This is a genomic window from Kitasatospora sp. NBC_01246, from assembly GCF_036226505.1.
GTDB lineage: Bacteria > Actinomycetota > Actinomycetes > Streptomycetales > Streptomycetaceae > Kitasatospora.
Genome location: NZ_CP108484.1, coordinates 1,197,820 through 1,217,519, shown reverse-complemented (window position 1 = coordinate 1,217,519; position 19,700 = coordinate 1,197,820). Strand labels below are relative to the sequence as shown.

Annotated in this window: 18 protein-coding genes; 12 read left to right on the top strand and 6 right to left on the bottom strand. The window is 75.8% G+C overall.

What is annotated here, in order from left to right:
• Positions 1 to 6 precede the first annotated feature (6 nt).
• From OG618_RS05465 to OG618_RS05440, 6 genes are all read left to right on the top strand, one after another.
• Entirely contained in the window at positions 7 to 1,407 is a 1,401-nt protein-coding gene (locus OG618_RS05465; protein ID WP_329486042.1) for a hypothetical protein, read from the top strand.
• Between the two features lie 74 nt (positions 1,408 to 1,481).
• Positions 1,482 to 2,768 carry an AAA family ATPase gene (locus OG618_RS05460; RefSeq protein WP_329486041.1) on the top strand — a complete coding sequence of 429 codons (1,287 nt, stop codon included), beginning with the start codon at positions 1,482 to 1,484 and terminating at the stop codon, positions 2,766 to 2,768.
• 59 nt (positions 2,769 to 2,827) lie between these two features.
• Complete coding sequence (locus OG618_RS05455) at positions 2,828 to 4,087, top strand: vWA domain-containing protein (RefSeq protein ID WP_329486040.1); 1,260 nt, start codon at positions 2,828 to 2,830, stop codon at positions 4,085 to 4,087.
• Positions 4,088 to 4,287: 200 nt separating this feature from the next.
• Positions 4,288 to 4,704 carry a hypothetical protein gene (locus OG618_RS05450; RefSeq protein WP_329486039.1) on the top strand — a complete coding sequence of 139 codons (417 nt, stop codon included), beginning with the start codon at positions 4,288 to 4,290 and terminating at the stop codon, positions 4,702 to 4,704.
• A gap of 87 nt (positions 4,705 to 4,791) precedes the next feature.
• Entirely contained in the window at positions 4,792 to 5,058 is a 267-nt protein-coding gene (locus tag OG618_RS05445) for a hypothetical protein (protein WP_329486038.1), read from the top strand.
• Between the two features lie 181 nt (positions 5,059 to 5,239).
• Entirely contained in the window at positions 5,240 to 6,688 is a 1,449-nt protein-coding gene (locus OG618_RS05440; RefSeq protein ID WP_329486036.1) for a WGR domain-containing protein, read from the top strand.
• A 71-nt stretch (positions 6,689 to 6,759) separates the two neighbouring features.
• On the opposite strand, the gene OG618_RS05435 is transcribed toward OG618_RS05440, so the two are convergent.
• The 5 genes from OG618_RS05435 to OG618_RS05415 form a co-directional block, all read right to left on the bottom strand.
• Positions 6,760 to 7,446: a DUF3995 domain-containing protein gene (locus OG618_RS05435; RefSeq protein ID WP_329486035.1), complete on the bottom strand. Its 687-nt coding sequence runs from the start codon at positions 7,444 to 7,446 to the stop codon at positions 6,760 to 6,762.
• Between the two features lie 182 nt (positions 7,447 to 7,628).
• Positions 7,629 to 8,585: a hypothetical protein gene (locus OG618_RS05430; RefSeq protein WP_329486034.1), complete on the bottom strand. Its 957-nt coding sequence runs from the start codon at positions 8,583 to 8,585 to the stop codon at positions 7,629 to 7,631.
• 185 nt (positions 8,586 to 8,770) lie between these two features.
• The gene (locus OG618_RS05425; protein ID WP_329486033.1) at positions 8,771 to 9,043 is read right to left on the bottom strand and encodes a hypothetical protein; all 273 of its coding nucleotides are present in this window, start codon (positions 9,041 to 9,043) and stop codon (positions 8,771 to 8,773) included.
• Positions 9,044 to 9,161: 118 nt separating this feature from the next.
• Positions 9,162 to 9,533 carry a PRC-barrel domain-containing protein gene (locus OG618_RS05420; protein WP_329486032.1) on the bottom strand — a complete coding sequence of 124 codons (372 nt, stop codon included), beginning with the start codon at positions 9,531 to 9,533 and terminating at the stop codon, positions 9,162 to 9,164.
• A 181-nt stretch (positions 9,534 to 9,714) separates the two neighbouring features.
• Positions 9,715 to 10,617 (bottom strand): lysozyme, encoded by a 903-nt coding sequence (locus tag OG618_RS05415; RefSeq protein ID WP_329486030.1) that lies wholly within the window; start codon positions 10,615 to 10,617, stop codon positions 9,715 to 9,717.
• 289 nt (positions 10,618 to 10,906) lie between these two features.
• On the opposite strand from OG618_RS05415, the gene OG618_RS05410 reads away from it, so the two are divergent.
• The 4 genes from OG618_RS05410 to OG618_RS05395 all read left to right on the top strand — a co-directional run bounded on the left by OG618_RS05410 (position 10,907) and on the right by OG618_RS05395 (position 17,391).
• Positions 10,907 to 12,334, top strand: a complete 1,428-nt coding sequence (locus OG618_RS05410; protein WP_329486029.1) for a phytoene desaturase family protein — start codon at positions 10,907 to 10,909, stop codon at positions 12,332 to 12,334.
• Positions 12,335 to 12,465: 131 nt separating this feature from the next.
• On the top strand, positions 12,466 to 13,035 hold the full coding sequence (locus OG618_RS05405; protein WP_329486028.1) for a GNAT family N-acetyltransferase: 570 nt from the start codon (positions 12,466 to 12,468) through the stop codon (positions 13,033 to 13,035).
• A 156-nt stretch (positions 13,036 to 13,191) separates the two neighbouring features.
• Complete coding sequence (locus OG618_RS05400) at positions 13,192 to 14,955, top strand: glycosyltransferase family 2 protein (protein ID WP_329486027.1); 1,764 nt, start codon at positions 13,192 to 13,194, stop codon at positions 14,953 to 14,955.
• Positions 14,956 to 15,246: 291 nt separating this feature from the next.
• Positions 15,247 to 17,391 carry an acyltransferase family protein gene (locus OG618_RS05395; protein WP_329486026.1) on the top strand — a complete coding sequence of 715 codons (2,145 nt, stop codon included), beginning with the start codon at positions 15,247 to 15,249 and terminating at the stop codon, positions 17,389 to 17,391.
• Between the two features lie 68 nt (positions 17,392 to 17,459).
• Here the strand turns inward: OG618_RS05395 and OG618_RS05390 are convergent, their stop codons facing one another.
• Positions 17,460 to 18,164 (bottom strand): hypothetical protein, encoded by a 705-nt coding sequence (locus OG618_RS05390; protein ID WP_329486025.1) that lies wholly within the window; start codon positions 18,162 to 18,164, stop codon positions 17,460 to 17,462.
• Between the two features lie 277 nt (positions 18,165 to 18,441).
• Between OG618_RS05390 and OG618_RS05385 the strand changes: the two genes are divergently transcribed.
• Positions 18,442 to 18,672, top strand: a complete 231-nt coding sequence (locus OG618_RS05385; RefSeq protein ID WP_329486024.1) for a hypothetical protein — start codon at positions 18,442 to 18,444, stop codon at positions 18,670 to 18,672.
• Between the two features lie 400 nt (positions 18,673 to 19,072).
• Positions 19,073 to 19,690 (top strand): class I SAM-dependent methyltransferase, encoded by a 618-nt coding sequence (locus tag OG618_RS05380; protein WP_329486023.1) that lies wholly within the window; start codon positions 19,073 to 19,075, stop codon positions 19,688 to 19,690.
• Positions 19,691 to 19,700: the final 10 nt, after the last annotated feature.

Genomic DNA, 19,700 nt, shown 5'->3' with positions numbered 1-19,700 from the left:
GTGCTGATGCTCACCTCGACCGCGAACAGGCCTTCCCGCCTTTCCCTCTGGCTGCGCGTGCGCGAGTTCGCCGTGCCGCCGTCCATGATCGAGACCGCGACGGCCCGCCGGCAGGCCGGCGACTGGGCCGGAGCCTGCGCCGCCGCGAACATCGACGTCGACCTCGACCTGCGCACCGTCACGCGCACCCACGGCCGGGCCCTCGCCGCCGAACTCCGCGCCGACCTGCGCCGACTGGCCCCCGACCTGCTCCGCTGGCATCTGCCGAGGATCGCCCCGGACGGTCTGCTGCGCCCGGGCCTGACGGTCGCCCTGGCCCGCTACGACGCCCACCGGCCCGACGGCGGGCCCCCGGTGCGGCTCGTCGCCCGGACGCCGCCCGCCTGGGCGGACGCCGGCCAGCGGATCAGCCTCGCCCTCTGGGACGGCTCCCACCGCGCGGCCGGTGCCTCCCGCTACCCCCACCCCCGCCCCGACCGGCGGTTCCGTCTCGACCTGCACCGCCACCTGTGGGACGCCCACCGCAGCGGCGAACTGCGCCACCGGTCCGGCGCCGACGGCCGCTCCCGGCCGGACCGGGAGCCCGGTCCGCGGGGCGAGCCGCCGCCCCTGCCGGACGCACCGGGGCTCCGCTGCGCCGTCGACCGCTGGGCCGCCGAGGCCGACATCCTGCTCGCCGCCGAGGGGCGCGCCGCCGGGCCGGTGGACGTCCGCCTGGGAGCGCGGCGGCGGCTGCTCCTGGAGCCGGTCGCGGACCGGGACGGCCCGGGGCCGCCCGCCCGGCGGATCGTCGCCGCGCCCGTCGGCGGCGCCGGCCCGGTCCTGCCGGTGCTGCCCGACGCGGCGACCTGGGTGCTCCCCGACCTCGATCTGCTCCGCACCGGTGCGATCGGGGCCGACCGGCTGCACCCGCTGGTCGCCGCGGCGCTCGCGCCCGGCCACGCGCCGGCCGGACCGGCCCCGCTCCAGGACCGGCCCGGGCAGCCGCGCCCGGTGGACTGTCGCGGGGCCCGGCACCGGATCGGCCTGGTCGACGGCGTGCTGACGGCGCTGGACCACGACCCGGCGGAGATCCGCCGGGAGGAGCTGCTGGTCGCGCTGACCGGCACACCGCTGCCTTGCCTGCAGGCCATCGACGAGGCGCACCGGCGCCCCGCCGGCCTCCGCGGTGTCCGCGAGCGGCTCGACCACGGCGACACCGCCGGTGCGCTGGCGGTCGTCGAGGGGCTGCTCGGCCCCGACGCCCTGCTGCGCGGCGGCGCGCTGCGGGACGAGCTGGAGTCGGCCGCGCGGCGACGGATCAGCTACGGGCTGTTCCGGGCCGGCCTGGTCGAGCACAGCCCGAGCCCGTACCGCCGCCGCCCGCGCGACCGCCGCTCCGGGGCCCTCGGGGCGACCGCCCGCTGATCCGGGGCCTCGCCCGCCGCCCTTTCCCCACATTCACGTACTCCCCCCAGACTCCGAGGTGATCGAACATGCCCATGTCCACGTCCCTGTCCACGTCCCTGTCCGACTCCCCGGCCGTCCCGTTCTCGGCGGCCGCCACCCTCGCCGACCCGGACCGGGCCTCCCAGCTCGACGTCGCCGATGCACTGCTCGCCCTGCTGCGCGAGACCGGTACCGAACCGCGCCCCGACGACCAACTGGAGGCGCTCACCCTGGCGGTGGCCGCCGACCGCCCCGTCCTGCTGTGGGGCGAGCCGGGCATCGGCAAGACCGCCGCCCTGACCCAGCTGGCCGAGACCCTGGACCTGCCGCTGACCACCGTGATCGCCAGCGTGCACGAGCCGTCCGACTTCTCCGGCCTGCCCGTCCTCGGCTCCGATCCGGCGCAGCAGGGCGTCCCGATGGCCCCGCCGGACTGGGCCGTGCGCCTGGTCCGGGCCGGCCGGGGGCTGCTCTTCCTCGACGAGCTGTCCACCGCGCCGCCGGCCGTCCAGGCCGCCCTGCTCCGGCTCGTCCTGGAGCGGCGGATCGGCGCGCTGCAACTGCCGCCCGAGGTCCGCATCGTGGCCGCCGCCAACCCGCGCGCCTCGGCGGCCGACGGCTGGGAGCTGAGCCCGCCGCTGGCCAACCGCTTCGTCCACCTCCAGTGGGTGCACGACCACGACGTGGTGGTCCGCGGCCTCGGCGGGACGTGGCCCCGGGCCACCCTGCCGCGGCTCGACCCGCGGCGGCTGGCGGAGTCGGTCGCCTTCGCCCGGCGCGCCGTCTGCGGCCTGCTCGCCGCCCGCCCCGCGCTCGTCCACCGGCTGCCCGCCAACGAGACCCGTCGGGGCGGCGCCTGGCCGTCGCCCCGGAGCTGGGAGACGGCGCTCTGCCTGGTCGCCTTCGCCACCGCGGCCGGCTCCTCCCGGGACGTCCTCTCCCTGCTGGTCAGGGGCACGGTGGGGGACGGACCCGGGCTGGAGCTGCTGGCGAGCCTGGACCGGATGGACCTCCCGGACCCGGAGGAGCTGCTGGCCGATCCGGCCGGCGCCGAACTGCCCGAGCGCGGGGACCTCCGCCAGGCCGTGCTCGACGGGGTGGTGGCCGCCGTCCGCAAGCGGCCGGAGAAGGACCGCTGGGACGCGGCGTGGACGCTGCTCGTCCGGGCGACCGAGACCGGCGCCCCGGACCTGGTGGTCGTCCCGGCGACCACGCTCGCCTCGCTGCGCCGGCCGGACTGGGACGTCCCGGCCGCGATCGAGCGGCTGGCCGGGGTGGTCTCGCTGTCGAACCGGGCCGACCGGTCGGTGGCCCGGGTCGCCGCCAAGGCGGGCCGATGAGTCAGGGGAGTCAGGGGAGTCAGGGGAGCCCGATCAGCCGGATGAGTCCGGGGAGTTCGATGAGTGCGGGCCGGGCGGCGGTGCCGGACGGGCCCCGGGGGCTGGACCTCGACAAGCTGTTCGCCGCCCGGCTGCACGCGGCGAAGGTCCGGCCCTACCTGGCGACGGCTCTGTTCGCGCTGCACACCGTGGAGTCGCAGCGCGTGCCGACGATGGCGGTGGACCGGCACTGGCGGTGCTACGTCTCACCGGTCTTCGTGGACCGCACGCCGGTGGAGGAACTGGCCGCGGTCTGGGTGCACGAGGTCTCGCACCTGCTGCGGGACCACCACGGGCGCAGCGACCGGGTCGCCGAGGAGCGCGGGCTGACCGGCCCGGGGGAGCGGCTGCGGATGAACATCGCGGCCGACTGCGAGATCAACGACGATGCCTTCGGCGACGGGCTGGTCGAGCCCGAGGGCGCCGTCCGCCCGACCTCCCTCGGGCTCCCCGACGGGGGTCTGATGGAGGACTACCTGCGCCTGTTCAGCCTCGGGCCGCTGACCGAGAGCCTGATCTGGCTGGACTGCGGCAGCGGCGCCGACGGACTGGAGCGGGAGTGGGAGTTCGGGCCGGACGGCGCGCACGGGCTGAGCGCCCAGGAGCGGGACGCGGTGCGGTTCCGGGTGGCGCAGGGCATCACCGCCCGGCCGGGCAGCGCGCCGCAGGCGTGGCAGCGGTGGGCCGAGGAGGCCTTCCACCCGCCGCAGCGGTGGCGGGAGTTGCTGGGCGCGGCGGTCCGCACGGCGGCGGCCGGCTCGGGCGCGGGCGAGGACTACACCTACGGCCGGCCGTCGCGGCGCTCGGCCGGGCTGCCCGGCGTCGTGCTGCCGAGCCTGCGGCGCAGACCGCCCCGGGTCGCCGTGGTGATCGACACCTCCGGCTCGGTCAGCGACGCCGAACTGGGCAGCGCGCTGCTCGAAGTGGCCGCGATCGCCCGGGCCGTGGGCGGCCGCCGCGACCTGGTCACCGTGCTCCCGTGCGACGCGGCGGCCCGGGTCGCGCACCCGCTCTGCCGGGCCGAGGGGATCCCGCTGGTGGGCGGTGGCGGCACCGACCTGCGGACGGGTTTCGCCCGGGCGCTGCGGGGCCCGTCCCGGCCGGACGTCGTCGTGGTGCTGACGGACGGGCAGACGCCCTGGCCGGAGTCGCGGCCGCCGTGCCGGACGGTGGTCGGGCTGTTCCCCCGGGCGCGGACCGACTCGCACCTGGACGAGGAGGACCTGGACTACGAACCGGAGGCCCCGCCGGAGTGGGCCGCCGTGGTGCAGATCGGGTAGGCACGCGCGGTCCGACGCCTCCGGCACTCCCGGGCCGGTCCGTCCGCCGCCGACCGATCCGTCCGCCGCCGGGTTCGCGCCCCGCCCGCCTTCCGGATCCGCCGGGTGAGTGAAGTCCTTCACTCCATCGGGTGGGGCGGGCGGGTGTCGGGCGGAGGCGGCGGTTAGCTGGACGACGGGGGTCGTTCGGAAGGGCGCGGATGGGGCGTACGGTTCGGCACGGTGACGTCGCGACCCGCTGCGCGCTCGCGGTCCTGCTGGCCGCCGTCCTCGCCCTGCTGACCGGGGCCGGGACCGTCGACTCCCTCCACCGCCTCGCCCTGGACCGCTGTGTGACGGTCCAGGAGACGCCCGCCGCGCCCGCCGTGCCGCTCGACCCGGACACCTGCCCCGAGCCCGGCGAACGCCGGCGCGACCACGGGAGCACCTCGGGCACCGCCTCCACCCACCGGGCGGGCCAGCACACCCGGGCTCCGCTGCCGGGCCTGCTGCCCCCGGCGCCACGGACGGTGGCCGGCCTCGTGGCCGGTGCCCCGCCCGGTCGCGCGGCGGGCCGCCCCGGCACCGATCCCGCCCGCCCCGACGGGGCCGGGCGAGGGACCGTCCTGCGCTGCTGACCGGCCCCGGGGCCGTGCTCGGGGGTCCTGGGCCCCCGCGCGGTCCCGCCGTGTCCACCGTCGGGTTCACACCGCAGGAGATCCACCATGCCCTTCGACGTCTACACCGCCATGGGCGCGCTGGTGCGCGCCGAGGCCTGCCGCACCACCACGCCTTCCCTGCCCGCCACGCCGGCAGCGACCGCCCCGTCCGCCTCGTCCGCCGAGCAACTGCCTTCCGTTGCGAAGGAGTTCGGCGGCGGTCCGACCGCGTGCGACACCGACCGGGCGCGGCGCCGGCCGTCGGCCCGCTCGTCGACCCGGCCGTCCGCCCTCTCCTCGGCCCTGCGCCGGCTGGCCGCCCGGCTGGGCTGAGCCGCCGGACGACCCGGGCGGTGGCCGTCCGTCGGTACGGCCGCCGCCCGGGGAGCGCGGCCGTGCGGCCGTCGGTGGGGGTGCCCGTCGGGTTGTCGGTGGCAATGGCTAGCTTGTGCGGTGTCGGCGGGTACGGCCCGTGCGACGACGCTTCCGACGTCGCCCGAAAGGGGCCCTTGCCATGCCAGTCGCCGCCGACGAGCAGGTCACCTATCTGGAGCTGTCCGAGGACGCGGGCAGCGCGCACAAGTTTTACGAGGTCCGGATCGCCGGCGTGGTCGTGACGGTCAGGTACGGGCGGATCGGTGAGAGCGGCCAGGAGAAGAGCACCTCCTACCCGACGGTGGAGAAGGCGGCCGCCGCCGCGGCGAAGAAGCTGGGGGAGAAGGTCCGCAAGGGCTATGCCCCGGCGGTGCGCGGGGTGCGGCAGCGACGGGCGGTCACCCGCCGGGCGATCGTCAGCAGCGGGTCGACGGCCCGTCAGGCGCCGGTCCTGTGGCGCTTCAGCTCGGGCGCCGCGGCGTTCGGGATCTTCGTCGGGGAGGAGCACGCCTGGGTCGGCAACGAGCGCGGCGACGTCTACATCCTCACCCACGACGGGCGGGTCACCGGCCGGTACGGGCTGCCGGACGGGGTCAAGTGCATCGTGGCCGACGACTGGTGGATCTACGCCGGGTGCGACGACGGCAAGGTGTACGACCTGGGCGGCAAGGTGCCGCGGGTGGCGTACGAGATCGCCGAGGACGTGGACATCTACTGGCTGGACATCCACGACGGGGTGCTCGGCGTGGCCGACGCGCGCGGCGGCATCACCACCGTCGACCACGAGGACGAGTTCCAGTGGCGTCGCAAGGCCACCGGCTCCGACGGCTGGATGGTGCGCTGCGACGACGACGGCGTCTTCCACGGTCACTCGCGCGGCGTCGCCCGCTACGCGGCCCGCAGCGGCGACCCGGTCTGGCACACGCCGACCGAGGGCGAGGTGCTGTTCGGCTGGCAGGAGCGCGACGAGGTGTTCGCCGGCACCTCGCGCGGCTGGGTGCACCGGCTGCGCAAGACGGACGGCTCCGAGGCCGCCCGCTACCGCTGCGACGCCGCGGTGTTCTCCTGCGCGTCCTCGCCCGACGGCCGGTACGTCTTCGCCGGGGACAACCACTCCTCGGTCTACTGCTTCGCCGCGGACGGCACCCGCCTGTGGAAGCTCGGCACGGGCTGCGGTTCGGCCTACAGCATGCAGTACCGCGACGGCCGGCTCTACATCGTGACCACCGACGGCTCGCTGGCCTGCCTGGACGCGAGCGAGCAGGCGGTCCAGGCGGCCGAGGGCGGCCAGGTGCCGCAGGCCGCCGAGGTGGACGGCAGCGGGTGGCAGGCGGCGGTGGCGGGCACCGAGCTGGAGGTGGTGGTGGCCGGCTCGGCCGGTGCGGCCGGGGGCATCGAGGTGGAGTGCGTCCAGGAGGGCACCCGGGTGCGGGTGCGGGTGGTGTCGGCCGGGTTCGACCGGAACCGCCGGGTGCAGTTCCCCAAGGACATCCGGGTGCCGGGGGCCCGCTACGTGGTGGCGGAGGTGCTGGAGTCGGGCAACGGCGGGTTCTACCGGGCGCGCGGCGACATCAAGCGCCTGCTGTGACCGGCGGGCGGGGGCTCGCCCCCGCCGAGCAGTCGTGGACCGTCGCGTGGCCGGTGGGCGCGCGACGGTCGTCATCCGATCCCGGTGACGGTCGACGCCAACGACAGGAGCAACGCGCCCAGCGCCCCCGCGGCGCCGAAGCGCCGCAGCCCGCGCCGGTCCTCGTGGCGGCGGACGTACCGGGTGGTGGCGGCGGCGAAGGCCAGGCCTCCGCCGACGAACCACGGCCCCCACAGGTAGAGGTACCAGCGGGTCAGCCCGACCAGGTCGGGTGCGGGAGTGAGCGCCCCGGCCTCCACCAGCACGCCGTGGCCCACGAACAGAGCGCCGTGCCAGAGGAGCAGCACCGCCGCTCCGCCGCCGCAGAGCACCAGGGGGCGGCTGGTCCGCCCGCCGCGCCGGCGGGTCAGGCCGACGCCCACCAGCGCCCCGAAGAGCTTCAGGAATCCGGTCACCCACAGGACGGCCACGAACCAGGTGACCCGGTCGTCGGCCAGCTTCAGCAGGGACGGCGACACCGTCGACCGGGCACCGAGGGTGCTGCCCGCAGCCCAGACGAAGCTGGGTACCGCGAACAGCAGCCCCCATGCCGCGGCGACCGCCCCGGGCCACCCGTCCGGGGTGGGCCGCCGGCCGGTGGCCGGCCTCCCGCCCGGGGTGGGCCGCCGGCCGGTGGCCGGCCTCCCGCCCGGGGTCGGTAGGGGCGTCCGACGCAGGTCCGGCCGGGTCGGGCCGGGCCCGCAGTGCTTGATCGTCATGGCTCCACCGTGGCGCGGCAGGGGCGAGGAGGCGTCCTCCCCGGAGACGATCGGCATCCCCCGCGCGAGCTACTTCCGGGTGAGCCGTCTCCCGGCTGAGCCGTCTTCCGGCGGTGCTGTGCGGGGTCCGTGCGGGGTCCGTGCGGGGCGTGCCCGGGCCTGTCCGGGCCGCCGGCCGACCGCTACCGTTCCACCGTGGCGAGCAGCAGGTTCGGGTCGGTCCGGGTGAAGTACGCCGCGCTCGGGACGTAGACGGTGTCCCCGCGGACGGCCACCGAGGTGGGGTTGGAGAGGCCGTCCGCACCGGTGAGGACGGTGTGATGAGTCCCGTCCGCCGCGATGTGGGCGGCCTCACTGCCGCTGTTGAGGGCCGCGATCACGTCGTCGCCGTGCCCCGCGAAGTCGAAGTCGTCCAGCCCGGGGAGACCGGTCGCGCGGACCTCGGCCGGGCCCGCGGTCCCGTTCCGGCCGAGCGGGATGCGCAGAAGGGTGCCGGTGTCGGTGTTGCCGACCCAGACGGCGTGGTGGTGGAGCTTGAGGCCGTTGGCGCCGAAGGCCGCGGTGGGCCTGAGCCGCGCGTCGTCGGACCAGACCGTCGGGTCGCCGCCTGCCACGGGGGCGGTGCGGATCACGCCGAGCGCCGAGTCGGCCGAGTAGAGGAGGCCCGCGCGCTCGTCGAGGGCGAGGCCGTTGGGGAGGCTGTCCGCCGGGAAGGCGGAGATCCGCTCGGGTGCGCCGCCGGGGCAGAGCCGCCAGATCCCGGTCAGATCGGCGGTGCCGGTGGCGTACCCGAAGTAGAGGGTGCCGTCGTGGGCGCGGGCGATACCGCTGACGACGGCGGCGCCGAGCACCGGGGTGTTCGGGTCCGCGGGGGCGGGCAGGGTGGCGAGGAGGGTGAGGTTCCCGTCGGGGTCGACGCGGCCGATCGCGCGGGCGAAGGAGAAGGTGAGGTCGGCGGAGCCGTCCGGTTCGAGGGCGATGTTCTCCGGCTGGAGGCCCTGGGCCAGGTCGAAGTGGGCGATGATCCGGGGCGCGGTGAGCGGCGGCGCCACGGCGACGGCCGGGGTGGCGGCCAGCAGGGCGAGGGCGGCGGAGGCGGCCGTGGCCGTGCCGAGCAGTCCGGCGAGGCGGCGGGGCATGGGGTTCTCCTCGAACGGTCGGGAGTGTGGCGGGGACGGACCTCGCGGTCCTGCCGCCAGCAGAGCACGCCCGGTGGCCCGCCCCCGGTGCTGCGCCGCCGTGCCCCCGGGAGATCCCCCGCTCGGGCCGCCCCTGTTCGGGGGAGCGCCGCCGCCCGCCCTGGGCCCCGGGCCCGCCGGCCGGGTCAGCCGGAGGTCTCGGTGCGGTAGAGGCGGTCGATCTCGGCGTGCGAGAGGGAGAGCAGCACGGTGTGGCGGTCCTCGTCGACGGCGGTGACCGCGCTCATCGGGACCATCACCTCCCGGCCGAACACCCAGAAGCCGGTGTCGACGACCAGGTGCCGCTCGTCGACGTAGTCCGAGTGCCGGTCCACCCGGCCGATCTTCCCGTCGGGCCCCTCGACCCGGTAGCCCGTCAGGTCCACGGTGTGCCCGTCCGCCCCGAGGATCTCCGCCATTCCTGCCTCCCCTTGTACAGCCGGGCGGCCGCCCCCTGGTGTCGGGGGCGGCCGCCCGGGCTCGTCCGTGCCGGCCGGGCTTCGCGGCCGGGTCAACCCGCGGGTACGGGCGGGCGGGTCAGATCGCCGGTCCGCCGTAGAAGGGACCGTAGTACCCGGCGTACTTCTCCTGGTAGTCGGTGTCGTCGTGGTCGTGTCGGTCCCGGTCGAACTCCGGCCCGTTCTTGATCTCGTCCTTCGTCCGGTCGACGTACGCCTTGCGCTCCTCGAAGTCGACCTGGACCACGGTGCCGGCGGGCAGCAGGACGTGCTTGCCGAAGATCCACGGCCCGGTGTCGACCACCAGGTACCGGGCGTCGGCCTGCTCGGACAGCTTGTCGATCTTGCCGATGTGGCCGTCCACGGCCTCCACCCGGAAGTCGACGAGGTCGGACCCGGTGACGTAGCCGGAGGTGGAGCGGAACTCCCAGATGTTGACGTCGTTGCTCACGACTCTCTCCCTTCCGCACGGTGTGCTGCGCCGGGAATGCCCCGGCGGCGCTCGCCACCCCGACTGCCCCGCCTCGCCCGGTTCATGTGGGGTGGGGGAGAAATCAGAGGGAACCGCCCGGGAGGGTCAGCGGGCTCCCGCCGCGGTGAAGTGGCGGGAGCCCGCGGTGGGGCGCGGTGGGTCAGCCGTTGGCGAGGGCCTGGAGGCGGTCGTAGGCGCCGTTGAAGAGGTTCTGGTCGCCGGGGAACGTGCCGGAGTCGGCGTACTGCCAGAAGGTCTGGTAGCCCCAGCCGTTCGGGAGGGTGCCGACGGTGGAGCCGTAGCGGGCGAGCCAGAGCGGGTTGGTGGTGCCGAAGCCGCCGTTGTTTCCGGTGCACTGGGACCACCAGTTGGTGGTGGTGTAGATCGTCGGGTAGCGGCCGGTGCGGGCGTGGACGGTGTCGCTGAAGGAGCGGATCCAGCTGACCATGGCGCTCTGGCCGAGGCCGTAGCAGGTGGCGCCGTAGGGGTTGTACTCGATGTCGAGGGCGGGCGGCAGGGTCCTGCCGTCGCGGGACCAGCCGCCGCCGTGGTTGACGAACCAGGTGGCCTGGGCGGAGCCGGAGGAACGGTCCGGCAGGGCGAAGTGGTAGGCGCCGCGGATCAGGCCGGCGCTGTAGGAGCCGTTGTACTGCTGGGCGAAGTACGGATTGGTGTAGGTGGTGCCCTCGGTGGCCTTGACGTAGCCGAAGCGGGCGCCGTTCGCCTTCACCGAAGCCCAGTTGACGTTGCCCTGGTAGCTGGAGACGTCCAGCCCGGGGGTCTGGGTGGCGGCGAGGGCGGCGACGCCCGCGGTGCTCGCTCTTCCTTCGTTGGCGGCCACGGTGGAGCCGGCGAAGTCGAGCTCGGGGTGGAGGGCGGGCAGGTGGCGGTCCGCCTGCCCGCCGGTGGTCGGGGCGGGCGCGGGCTCGGCCGCGTAGGCCGGCGCGGTCACGCCGGTGACCAGTGCGACGGCTGCGGCGAGTGCGCCCAGGAGCGGTAGACGGCGGGATTTCGAGGGTGCGGCGGTACCGGTGGGGCCTGCGGAGCGGGACGTGCTGAGCATGAACACTCCTCTGATCCGGTCATGGTCCGGTGAGGGCCCATGAGGCCTCTGGTGCCCGGGAGTTGACCCGGACGGAGAGCAGAGTAGCCATGTACCCGCCAGGGTGGCCAGAGGTCCGGCCACCTCGTGGGGGTGGCCCCCGGGTGGCCGTGGCACCGTCGGGCCCGGCCCGCCGGTTACGCCAGCGGGTGCGCCGGACCGGGCAGTCCGCCAGGCTGGCATCGTGGGTTCGCGAACCGCCGTCCCGTGACCCGGAGGGCGCGGCGGCACCTCGACGGGAGGCCCGGTGATGAGCGACGCGATCGTGGTCGGCTCCGGCCCCAACGGCCTCGCTGCCGCCGTCACCCTGGCCGAACGCGGCCTCGCCGTCACCGTCCTGGAGGCGGCGGCGGAGATCGGCGGCGGCGCCCGGAGTGGTGAGGCCACCCTCCCCGGGGTGCTGCACGACCACTGCTCCGCCGTGCACCCCTTCGGGATCGCCTCGCCGTTCCTGCGCTCCGCCGACCTCGCCCGCCACGGCCTGCGCTGGCGGCTGCCCGAGGTCGACCTGGCCCACCCGCTGGACGGCGGCGACGCCGTCACCGCCGGACGGTCCGTACGCGTCACCGCCCGCGCCCTGGGGCCGGACGGCGCGGCCTGGCTGCGCCTGTTCGGGGACCTGTCGGAAGGCTTCGACGAGCTGGCCGAGGACACCCTGCGCCCGATCGTCCGGGTACCCGCCCACCCGGTGCGGCTCGCTCGGTTCGGCAGCCGGGCCCTCCTGCCGGCGACCGTGCTCGCCCGCCGCTGGCACACCGAACGGGCCCGCGCCCTGTTCGCCGGGGCCGCGGCGCACAGCTTCCAGCCACTGGACCGGCCGCTGACCTCCGCGGCCGGACTGCTGCTGATCGCCGCCGCGCACCACCGCGGCTGGCCGGTCGCCGAGGGCGGCTCGGGCGCGATCACGGCGGCCCTGGCCGGGCGGCTGCGCGAGCTGGGCGGCCGGATCGAGACCGGGGTGCGGGTGACCTCGCTGGTCGAGCTGCGCCCGTGCCCGGTCGTCCTGCTCGACGTGGCCCCCCGCGCGGCCGCGGCGATCTGCGGGCCCGCCCTGCCGCGCCCCGTCCGGCGCGCGTACCTGCGCTACCGGCACGGGCCGGCGGCCTTCAAGGTGGACTTCGCGGTGGCGGGCGGCATCCCGTGGCGAAACGCGGACTGCCGCCGGGCCGGCACCGTCCACGTGGGCGGCACGCTGGAGGAGGTGGCGTTCGCCGAGGGGGAGGTGGCCCGGGGGAGGATGCCGCAGCGCCCGTTCCTGGTGGTGGCCCAGCAGTACCTCGCCGACCCCGGCCGCTCGGCCGGCGACGTCCACCCCGTCCATGCCTACGCGCACGTGCCGCACGGCTACCCGGGTGACGTCGAGGGCCTGCTCGTCGCCGGGATCGAGCGGTTCGCACCGGGTTTCCGGCACCGGATCCTCGCTTCCGTCGCCACCGGCCCCGGTGAGCTGGAGCGCCGCAACCCGAACGACGTCGGCGGGGACATCTGCACCGGCGCCAACGGCCCGGTCCGGACGGTGCTGCGTCCGAGAACCGCGCCGCACCCGTACGACACGGGCATTCCGGGCGTCTACCTCTGCTCGGCGGCGACCCCGCCGGGCGCCGGGGTGCACGGCATGTGCGGTGCCAACGCGGCCCGGGCCGCCCTGCGCGCCGTGACGCGCGGTGGGCCCGGGTGAGGCGGGGGCGCCTCCGTCGGGGCCGGGCTGCGGCGGCGGCCTCGGCCGCCAGGGGGTGCGGTGCCGTTGTGGCACGATGCCTGAGTCGGCACCCGAACGGCCGCCGCCCTACCGATGAGAAGAGGACCACCGTGCCCGCGACCACCCCGGACACCGCCCGGCCCGAGGCGGACAGCCTCGACTTCCGTACCGCGACCGTGGCCGACGTGCCCGCGCTGCTCGCCCTCGTCGAGTCCGCCTACCGCGGCGACGCCAGCCGGGCGGGCTGGACCACCGAGGCCGATCTGCTGGACGGCCAGCGCACCGATGTCGAGGGCGTCACCGCCGCCGTCACCCACCCCGACGGCGTGGTGCTGCTCGTCGAGCGCGCCGGCGAGCTGGTCGCCTGCTGCCAGCTCGAACGCCGGGGCCCGACCGCCTACTTCGGCATGTTCTCGGTGAGCCCCGGCCGGCAGGGCGGCGGCGTCGGGCGGGCCGTGCTGGAGGAGGCCGCGCGGTTCGTCGCGCGGGAGTGGGGCGCCGTCGAGCTGGAGATGACGGTGATCGAGCAGCGTGCCGACCTGATCGCCTGGTACGAGCGCCGGGGCTTCCACCGCACCGGCGTCTACTCGCCGTTCCCCTACGGCGACGAGCGTTTCGGCGTCCCGCGCCGCCCCGACCTGCGGTTCGAGAAGCTGGTGAAGGACCTTACCGAGCAGTAATGGTGACGTTCCATCAGTGCGGTGACGCAATGTCAAAGTCCTGACCTGCGGCGATGTGGAGATGTCACACCTCGTTCATTATTGGTCTAGGCCAATGTGAGAGGCTGGCGGAACGAACGGCCACGTTCCGTCCGAGCCCAGGGGGGCCATCTCCGCATGCCCGTACTCCATGGCACCGCCATGCCCGCATCCGACACCGGTCCGCGCCTCGCCGTCGCGGACGACTCGCTGCGACTGCCCAGCCCACCCGACGATCAGGAGCTCTACTGGTACTTCGGCCCGCAGCGCCGCTGGGTGCTGCTCTGCGCCACCCTCTCCTACACCGGCGCGACCGTCACGCTCGGCCTCTTCGCACTCAGCCGGCCGCTGCTCTGGCCCTTCCTGGTGCTGACCGTCCTCAACGCCGTGACCTGGGTGCTCTCCCTGGCCGACGGCCAGCGGGCGCGCCGGTTCACCCGTGACTCGCACGACCTGCTGCTGCGCGCCTGGCAGCCCGCCCGCCACCCCGGCGTCGACCTGCTGCTGCCCACCGCCGGCGAGCCGCTGGCCGTGCTGGACAACGCCTACCGCCACACCGCCGCCGTCCGCTGGCCGGGCGCGCTGACCGTCCTCGTCCTGGACGACGCCGCCCGTCCCGAAGTGCGCGAACTCGCCGAGTCCTACGGCTTCCAGTACCGGGCCCGGCCCGACCGGGGCCGGTTCAAGAAGGCCGGCAACCTCAACCACGGCCTGGCCGAGGGCAACGGCGACATCATCGCCGTCCTCGACGCCGACTTCTGCCCGCGCCCCGACTTCCTGCACCACCTGGTGCCCTACCTCGACACCCCCGAGGTCGGCATCGTGCAGAGCCCCCAGTGCTTCGACACCGACCCGGACATGTCGTGGCTGGAGCGGGCGGCCGGCGCGACCCAGGAGATCTTCTACCGCTGGATCCAGCCCTCCCGCGACGCCCAGGACGGCACCGTCTGCTGCGGCACCAACGCGCTCTACCGGCGCGCCGCGCTGGAGCGGGTCGGCGGCTTCGCCGAGATCGACCACAGCGAGGACCTCTACACCGGCCTCTCGCTGGCACGCGCCGGGTGGACCACCCGCTACGTCCCCGCGCTGGTCGCCAAGGGCATGTCGCCCACCGGCCTGCCCGCCTTCATCAGCCAGCAGTACCGCTGGTGCCTCGGCTCGCTCGCCCTGGTCGGCGATCCCGGCTTCCGCAGCGGGCCGCTCAGCCGCTCGGCCCGGCTCTGCTTCTGGAACGGCATCCTCGGCTACCTGACCAGCGCGGTGAACGTCTTCGCCATCCCGCTGCCGGCCCTGATCATGCTGTTCTTCGCGCCCGACGAGATCGAGCCCTGGCAGGTCCTGCCGTTCCTGCCGCCGATCTGGGTCGCCCTCGTCCTGCTGCCCGCGATGTCCCGCACCCGCTGGCGCTTCGAGGTCACCCGGGTCCAACTCCTCGGCGGGCTCTGCCACGTGGTCGCCATCGCGCACGCGCTGCGCCGCCGCAGCGCCGACTGGGTGCCCACCGGTGCCGTCTCCGGCGGCAGCTCGCTGGCCCGCACGGTCGCCCGGATCGGGGTCGGCTGGCTCGGCCTGGTCGTGGTCGCCGGGGCCGTGGGTCTCGGCCGGGCCGTCGCGCTGCACGGCTGGCAGCCGTACTGGGCGCTGGTGGGGCTGCTCGGGCTCACCGCCCACACGATGATCCCGCTCGTCCGGTCCCTCTGGCCGCTGCTGCGCGGCGGCAAGGGCGGCGACGTCGCCGCGCCCGTTCGGCGCGCCACCGGCGGGGACACCGTCCGGGGAACCGCCGCCGAGCGGGCGGCCGCCGATCTGCGCTTCGGGCGCGCCGAGGCCGTCGCCGTCACCGCCGTCCTGCTGCTCTGCGGCCTGCTGGCCTCCGGCTGGGCGGACCCGCTGCTCTTCTGATGCTCCATCAATGAGCTGAGTTCGTCTGTTAGTTGATCTCCCTTTGCCCTTGCGCGTCGCCCCACCGGCGCGGAACGACCTCACCCGCCAGGCCGCCCCACTCGGCCGCGCGGCCCCCGAACCGCCGCTGCCAGCCCTGCAAGGAGCCCCGCCGTGTCAACGGCCGTACCACCGAACGCCGAACCGCCGCGCGCCGTTCCCGTTCCTGTCCCTGTTGCTGTTCCCGTTACCGCTCCTGTTCCTGTTCCTGTTGCTGTCCCGGATCGTGTTCGTGAGCCGGGTGCGGTTACGGTGTTCGCCGCCACCGCCGCCGGCGCCGCGCCGAGTGCCGGCGGTGCGGCCGCCGACCCCGACCCTGCGGCCGACCTCGTGCTGCTGACGGCAGCCGGCACCGCCGTGGCGGCGCAGGCGCAGCCGGCCGAGGAGCCCCGGAAGCGGGCGGCCTTCCGCCCCGACATCGAAGGACTGCGCGGCGTCGCCGTCCTCGCCGTCCTCGCCTTCCACGCCGCCGTGCCGGCGTTCACCGGCGGCTACGTCGGCGTCGACATCTTCTTCGTCATCTCCGGATTCCTCATCACCGGCCTGCTGCTGGCCCGACCGATCGGCCTCCGGGACTTCGCCGCCCGCCGCGCCCGCCGGATTCTGCCCGCCGCCGCGGTCGTCCTGGTCGCCACCGCACTGGCCGGCGGCGCGCTGCTCGACCCGCTGCGCGGCACCGACCTGGCCCGGGACCTGATCGCCTCGGCCGGCCAGTTCGCCAACTGGCGGTTCGTCGGCCAGCAGACCGACTACCTCGGCGCCGAGCGCGACCCGAGCCCGCTCCAGCACTTCTGGTCGCTCGGCGTGGAGAACCAGTTCTACCTGCTCTGGGGCGTGCTGCTGCTCGGCCTCGCCCGCTACCTGAGGGGCCGCCGGCGCACCGCCGCGATCGCCGTCGCGACCACCGCGATCGGTGGCGTCTCGCTGCTGCTCTGCATCCGCTGGACGGCCGGCTCCGCGCCGCTCGGCTACTTCTCGACCGCCAGCCGGCTCTGGGAGTTCGCCGCCGGTGCCTGCGCCGCCATGCTCGGCTCGGCCCTCGCCGGGTGGCTGCCCCGGGCCGGCCGCTCCGGACGGCCGGTCGGCCGGGCCCTGCGTCTGCTCGGCTGGGCCGGTGCGGCGGCGGTCGTGGTCGCCGTCCTCCGGTACGACCGCAACACCCCCTTCCCCGGCAGCGCCGCCCTGCTGCCCGTCCTCGGCACCGCCGCCGTGCTGCTCGCCGGACCCGCGCACCGCGCGCTCGGCGCCACCGACGTCGGCCGGCTGCTCGCGGCCCGTCCGCTGCGAGCCGCCGGCCGGCTCTCCTACGTCTGGTACCTCTGGCACTGGCCGGTGCTGACCATCGCCCAGGCCCGCTACGGCGCGCTGCCCTGGACCACCCTGGTCGCGCTCACGGCGGCGAGCGCCGTCCCGGCCTGGCTGACCATGCGGCTGGTCGAACAGCCGCTGCGCTACGGCAGCAGCCCGGCCCCTCGCCGGGGTCTGGCGGTCGGTGCCAGCGCGCTGGTGATCCCGCTGATCGCCGGGCTGACCCTGGGCGGCGGAACCGTCCGGGCCCTCGGCGACACCACCGGGCCGATCGCCGTCCCGGCCGGCGCGGTCGACGGCCCCGCCCTGCTCGCCCCCGGCAGCCGGGTCCTGAGCCTGACGCCCTCGCTGGCCCGGGCCCGCGAGGACTTCCCCCCGGGGCACGGCTGCGAGATCCCGCTCGGCGCCGAGAACAGCCCGCGCTGCCTGTTCGGCGCGGAGGACAGCCCCGACCGGATCGTGCTGATCGGCGACTCGCACGCGGGCCAGTGGATCTCGGGCGCGCTCGCCCTGGCCGGGCAGCGGAACTGGGCCCTGGAGGTGCTCGTCAAGCCGGGCTGCCCGCTGGCCACCCTGACCGTGCGCAACAACGTCCTCGGCCGGACCTTCGACGAGTGCGACCGCTGGCGCGAGAACACCTTCACCCGGCTGGCCACCGGTCCCAAGCCACGGCTGATCGTGATGGCCGGCCTCAACCGGTACGGCAGCGGGCCGGAGCGCGCCGAGGGCTGGAGCCGCACGCTGGACCGCCTCTCGGCCATCGGCGCGCCGCTCGCCTACCTCGGCGACACGCCGATGCCCGGCAAGGACATCCCGACCTGCCTGGCAGCCTCGGACGGCCGCTCGGACGCCTGCTTCTTCCCCCGGGAGACGGCCTTCGAGCAGGACCCGCTGCTCGCCGGCGGGCTCGCCGAGCGCTACCGCGTCCGGGTGCTGGACCTCGGGCCGCTGCTCTGCCCCGAGACCGGTCCGGACTGCCCGGCGGTCCTGGAGGGGGTGGTGCTCTACCGGGACGCGGGGCACATCACCGACACGCTGGCGAAGGTGCTGGCGCCCCGGTTGGACAAGGGGCTGCTGCCGGCGGGGTGAGGCACCCGGCCCGGCCCCGGGGGTGGTGGCGGGCCGGGCTGTCGGGGAAAGATCGTTGGGGCGACCGGTCAGCCGTAGATGTTGTGGCAGAGCCTGGCCTGCTCCGAGCCGGCGGGCCAGCGGCCGAAGCGCTCGGCCTGGTCGCAGATCGAGCCGCCGCCGGTCGTGGCCGGTCCGCCGCCCGTCGCACCCGGGGTACCCGTGGCGGCCGACGGCCCCGGGGGCGCCGACACGCCGGCCCCCGGGGCCTCCGGGCTCCGGGCCGGTGCCGGGCGGGGCGTCCGGCTCTGCCTCGCCCGGGCGGCAGCGGAGCGTGCCGCGCCCGGCGAGCCGTCCACGCCCGACCGCTCCGCCCCCGGCGAGGCCTCGGACGCCGTGCCGGGGCCGGCCGTCGGGCCCGCGGCGCCGCCCGGAGCCGCGTCCGCCGAGGCCGGGGCGGTGGTGGTCGGCGGCGCCGGTACCGGCAGCAGGTCGGGGACCGAGGGCACCGACGGCGAGGGTGAGGGCGACGGGGACGTGCCGGGGAAGGCCACCACGCCGGACGACTCCTCGCCCGATCCGGGGCCGCACATCACCAGGACGGACGCCAGCACGGCGACGATCCCGGCGGCCGCTGCCGCCCACGCCCGGCGCTGCGGCCTGGCCGCGGACGGCACGGGTGCGGCGGGCGGGGGTGCGACGGGCGACGCGACCGGGGACGCGACGGGTACCGGTGGTGGCTCCCACGCCTGCGTCGGCCACTGCCACTGTCCATCGCCGGGTTGCCCGCTCATGCCGTCGTCCTCCTGCTGCCGAATTCGCCGCCGCCGAATCGCCGCTGCGCCACTGCCGGGTCCACCGCCCGGGTCGACCTCGATCCCGGTGCAGTCCGTCCGCCTCGTCCGGCGACCCGTTCGCCGTACTCAACGAGCGCGCCGACGGCGGGACATGACTCGGAAGAGGGTCTGTCGCGCCGTCCGTTCCGCACTTCGCTCCGCACTCCGTTCCCGGCTGCACGCTGCCGGCCGTACCCCGGGTGCGGGCGGCGGAGGTCCGCCACATGCTGGGGGCATGGAAACGAACAGCACGTCAAAGCCCCTGGTCGAGGTCGCCGAGTTCCGTACCGACAGCCGCTACCGCCTGGTCCACTTCGAGGGCCACGGCTGGGAGCCGCTGGCCCCGGAGGAGTTCGAGCCACGGATCCACCAGCTCTTCCCCGACCTCGATCCACGCGACGAGTCCCGTGTGCACTGGGTGGACCGGCCCTGGCAGTGGCCGGCCTGGCACGCCGGCGAGGCCTGAGGAACGGGCGTCACCGGGCGGCGGGCGGGCCGGCGGGCGGCCGGCGGCGGGGTCGGCGGTGCGGAGGCGGCAGCAGGGTGGAGTGAGCGGTGGGGGGAGGGGCGCGCGCTGTCGTCGGATCAGCCGTCCATTCGGAGGACGCCGCGGTGGAGGAGGTGCTCCGGCCGTGGGGTGCTCCGGCTGGGGGTGCTCCAGGTGTGGGGCGCTCCGGGTGACCGGCGCTGGGGCGTGAGGGCATGCGGGTCGCCACCTGTTTCGGGGCTGCCGGGCGTTCGCGCCGGTGGTGGCCGCCGAAGCGAAGAAGCGCGGTTTGGAGCGCTGCGGCAATCGGGGGAAGATCGTCCCGGCGGTAGCGGGCGATCCGGCCTGACCGGAGCCGTCCGACACACCAGGGGGGCACGTGAACCGACCGGCCGGCACCGCAGGTTACGCCGAGGCGGCGGCTGAACTGGCCGTGCAGTACGAGGAGGTGACCTTCGAGCAGGTCCACCGCGAACTGCTGCACCTCTTCCCCGGGGCGCCGAGCACCGTCCTGGACTTCGGTGCCGGCACCGGCCGGGACGCGGCCGCCCTCGCGGCCCTCGGCCACCGGGTCGTCGCCGCCGAGCCCACCGAGGAGCTGCGCCGGATCGGGCAGCGGATCCACGCCGACAGCGACATCCGCTGGGTGGACGACGCGCTGCCCGAAGCGGCTGCCGTCACCGCCTCGGAGGAGCGCTTCGACCTGGTCCTGCTGACCGCCGTCTGGATGCATCTGGCCGACCGGGAGCGTCTGTTGGCGATGGCAGCGCTCGCCCGTCTGCTCGCGCCCGCCGGTCGGGTGATGCTCTCCCTCCGCCACGGCCCCGTCCCGCCCGGCCGCCGGATGTTCGACGTCCCGGCCGACGAGACCGTCGCGCTCGCCGACCGGCACGGCCTGACCCTGCTGACCCACGTCACCCGTCCCGACCTCCACGCCCGCCCGGGCGTGACCTGGACCCTGCTCGCCTTCGAACGGACAGGCGCCGGGGAGGGCTGAGGCCGCCGGG

What these genes read in the sequence shown, in the direction of transcription:
- OG618_RS05460 (WP_329486041.1), top strand. Translation starts at nt 1,482, where the DNA reads ATGTCCACGTCCCTGTCCACGTCCCTGTCCGACTCCCCGGCCGTCCCG.
- OG618_RS05435 (WP_329486035.1), bottom strand. Translation starts at nt 7,446, where the DNA reads ATGACGATCAAGCACTGCGGGCCCGGCCCGACCCGGCCGGACCTGCGT.
- OG618_RS05465 (WP_329486042.1), top strand. Translation starts at nt 7, where the DNA reads ATGCTCACCTCGACCGCGAACAGGCCTTCCCGCCTTTCCCTCTGGCTG.
- OG618_RS05410 (WP_329486029.1), top strand. Translation starts at nt 10,907, where the DNA reads ATGAGCGACGCGATCGTGGTCGGCTCCGGCCCCAACGGCCTCGCTGCC.
- OG618_RS05400 (WP_329486027.1), top strand. Translation starts at nt 13,192, where the DNA reads ATGCCCGTACTCCATGGCACCGCCATGCCCGCATCCGACACCGGTCCG.
- OG618_RS05425 (WP_329486033.1), bottom strand. Translation starts at nt 9,043, where the DNA reads ATGGCGGAGATCCTCGGGGCGGACGGGCACACCGTGGACCTGACGGGC.
- OG618_RS05390 (WP_329486025.1), bottom strand. Translation starts at nt 18,164, where the DNA reads ATGAGCGGGCAACCCGGCGATGGACAGTGGCAGTGGCCGACGCAGGCG.
- OG618_RS05450 (WP_329486039.1), top strand. Translation starts at nt 4,288, where the DNA reads ATGGGGCGTACGGTTCGGCACGGTGACGTCGCGACCCGCTGCGCGCTC.
- OG618_RS05455 (WP_329486040.1), top strand. Translation starts at nt 2,828, where the DNA reads ATGAGTGCGGGCCGGGCGGCGGTGCCGGACGGGCCCCGGGGGCTGGAC.
- OG618_RS05445 (WP_329486038.1), top strand. Translation starts at nt 4,792, where the DNA reads ATGCCCTTCGACGTCTACACCGCCATGGGCGCGCTGGTGCGCGCCGAG.
- OG618_RS05415 (WP_329486030.1), bottom strand. Translation starts at nt 10,617, where the DNA reads ATGCTCAGCACGTCCCGCTCCGCAGGCCCCACCGGTACCGCCGCACCC.
- OG618_RS05440 (WP_329486036.1), top strand. Translation starts at nt 5,240, where the DNA reads ATGCCAGTCGCCGCCGACGAGCAGGTCACCTATCTGGAGCTGTCCGAG.
- OG618_RS05430 (WP_329486034.1), bottom strand. Translation starts at nt 8,585, where the DNA reads ATGCCCCGCCGCCTCGCCGGACTGCTCGGCACGGCCACGGCCGCCTCC.
- OG618_RS05385 (WP_329486024.1), top strand. Translation starts at nt 18,442, where the DNA reads ATGGAAACGAACAGCACGTCAAAGCCCCTGGTCGAGGTCGCCGAGTTC.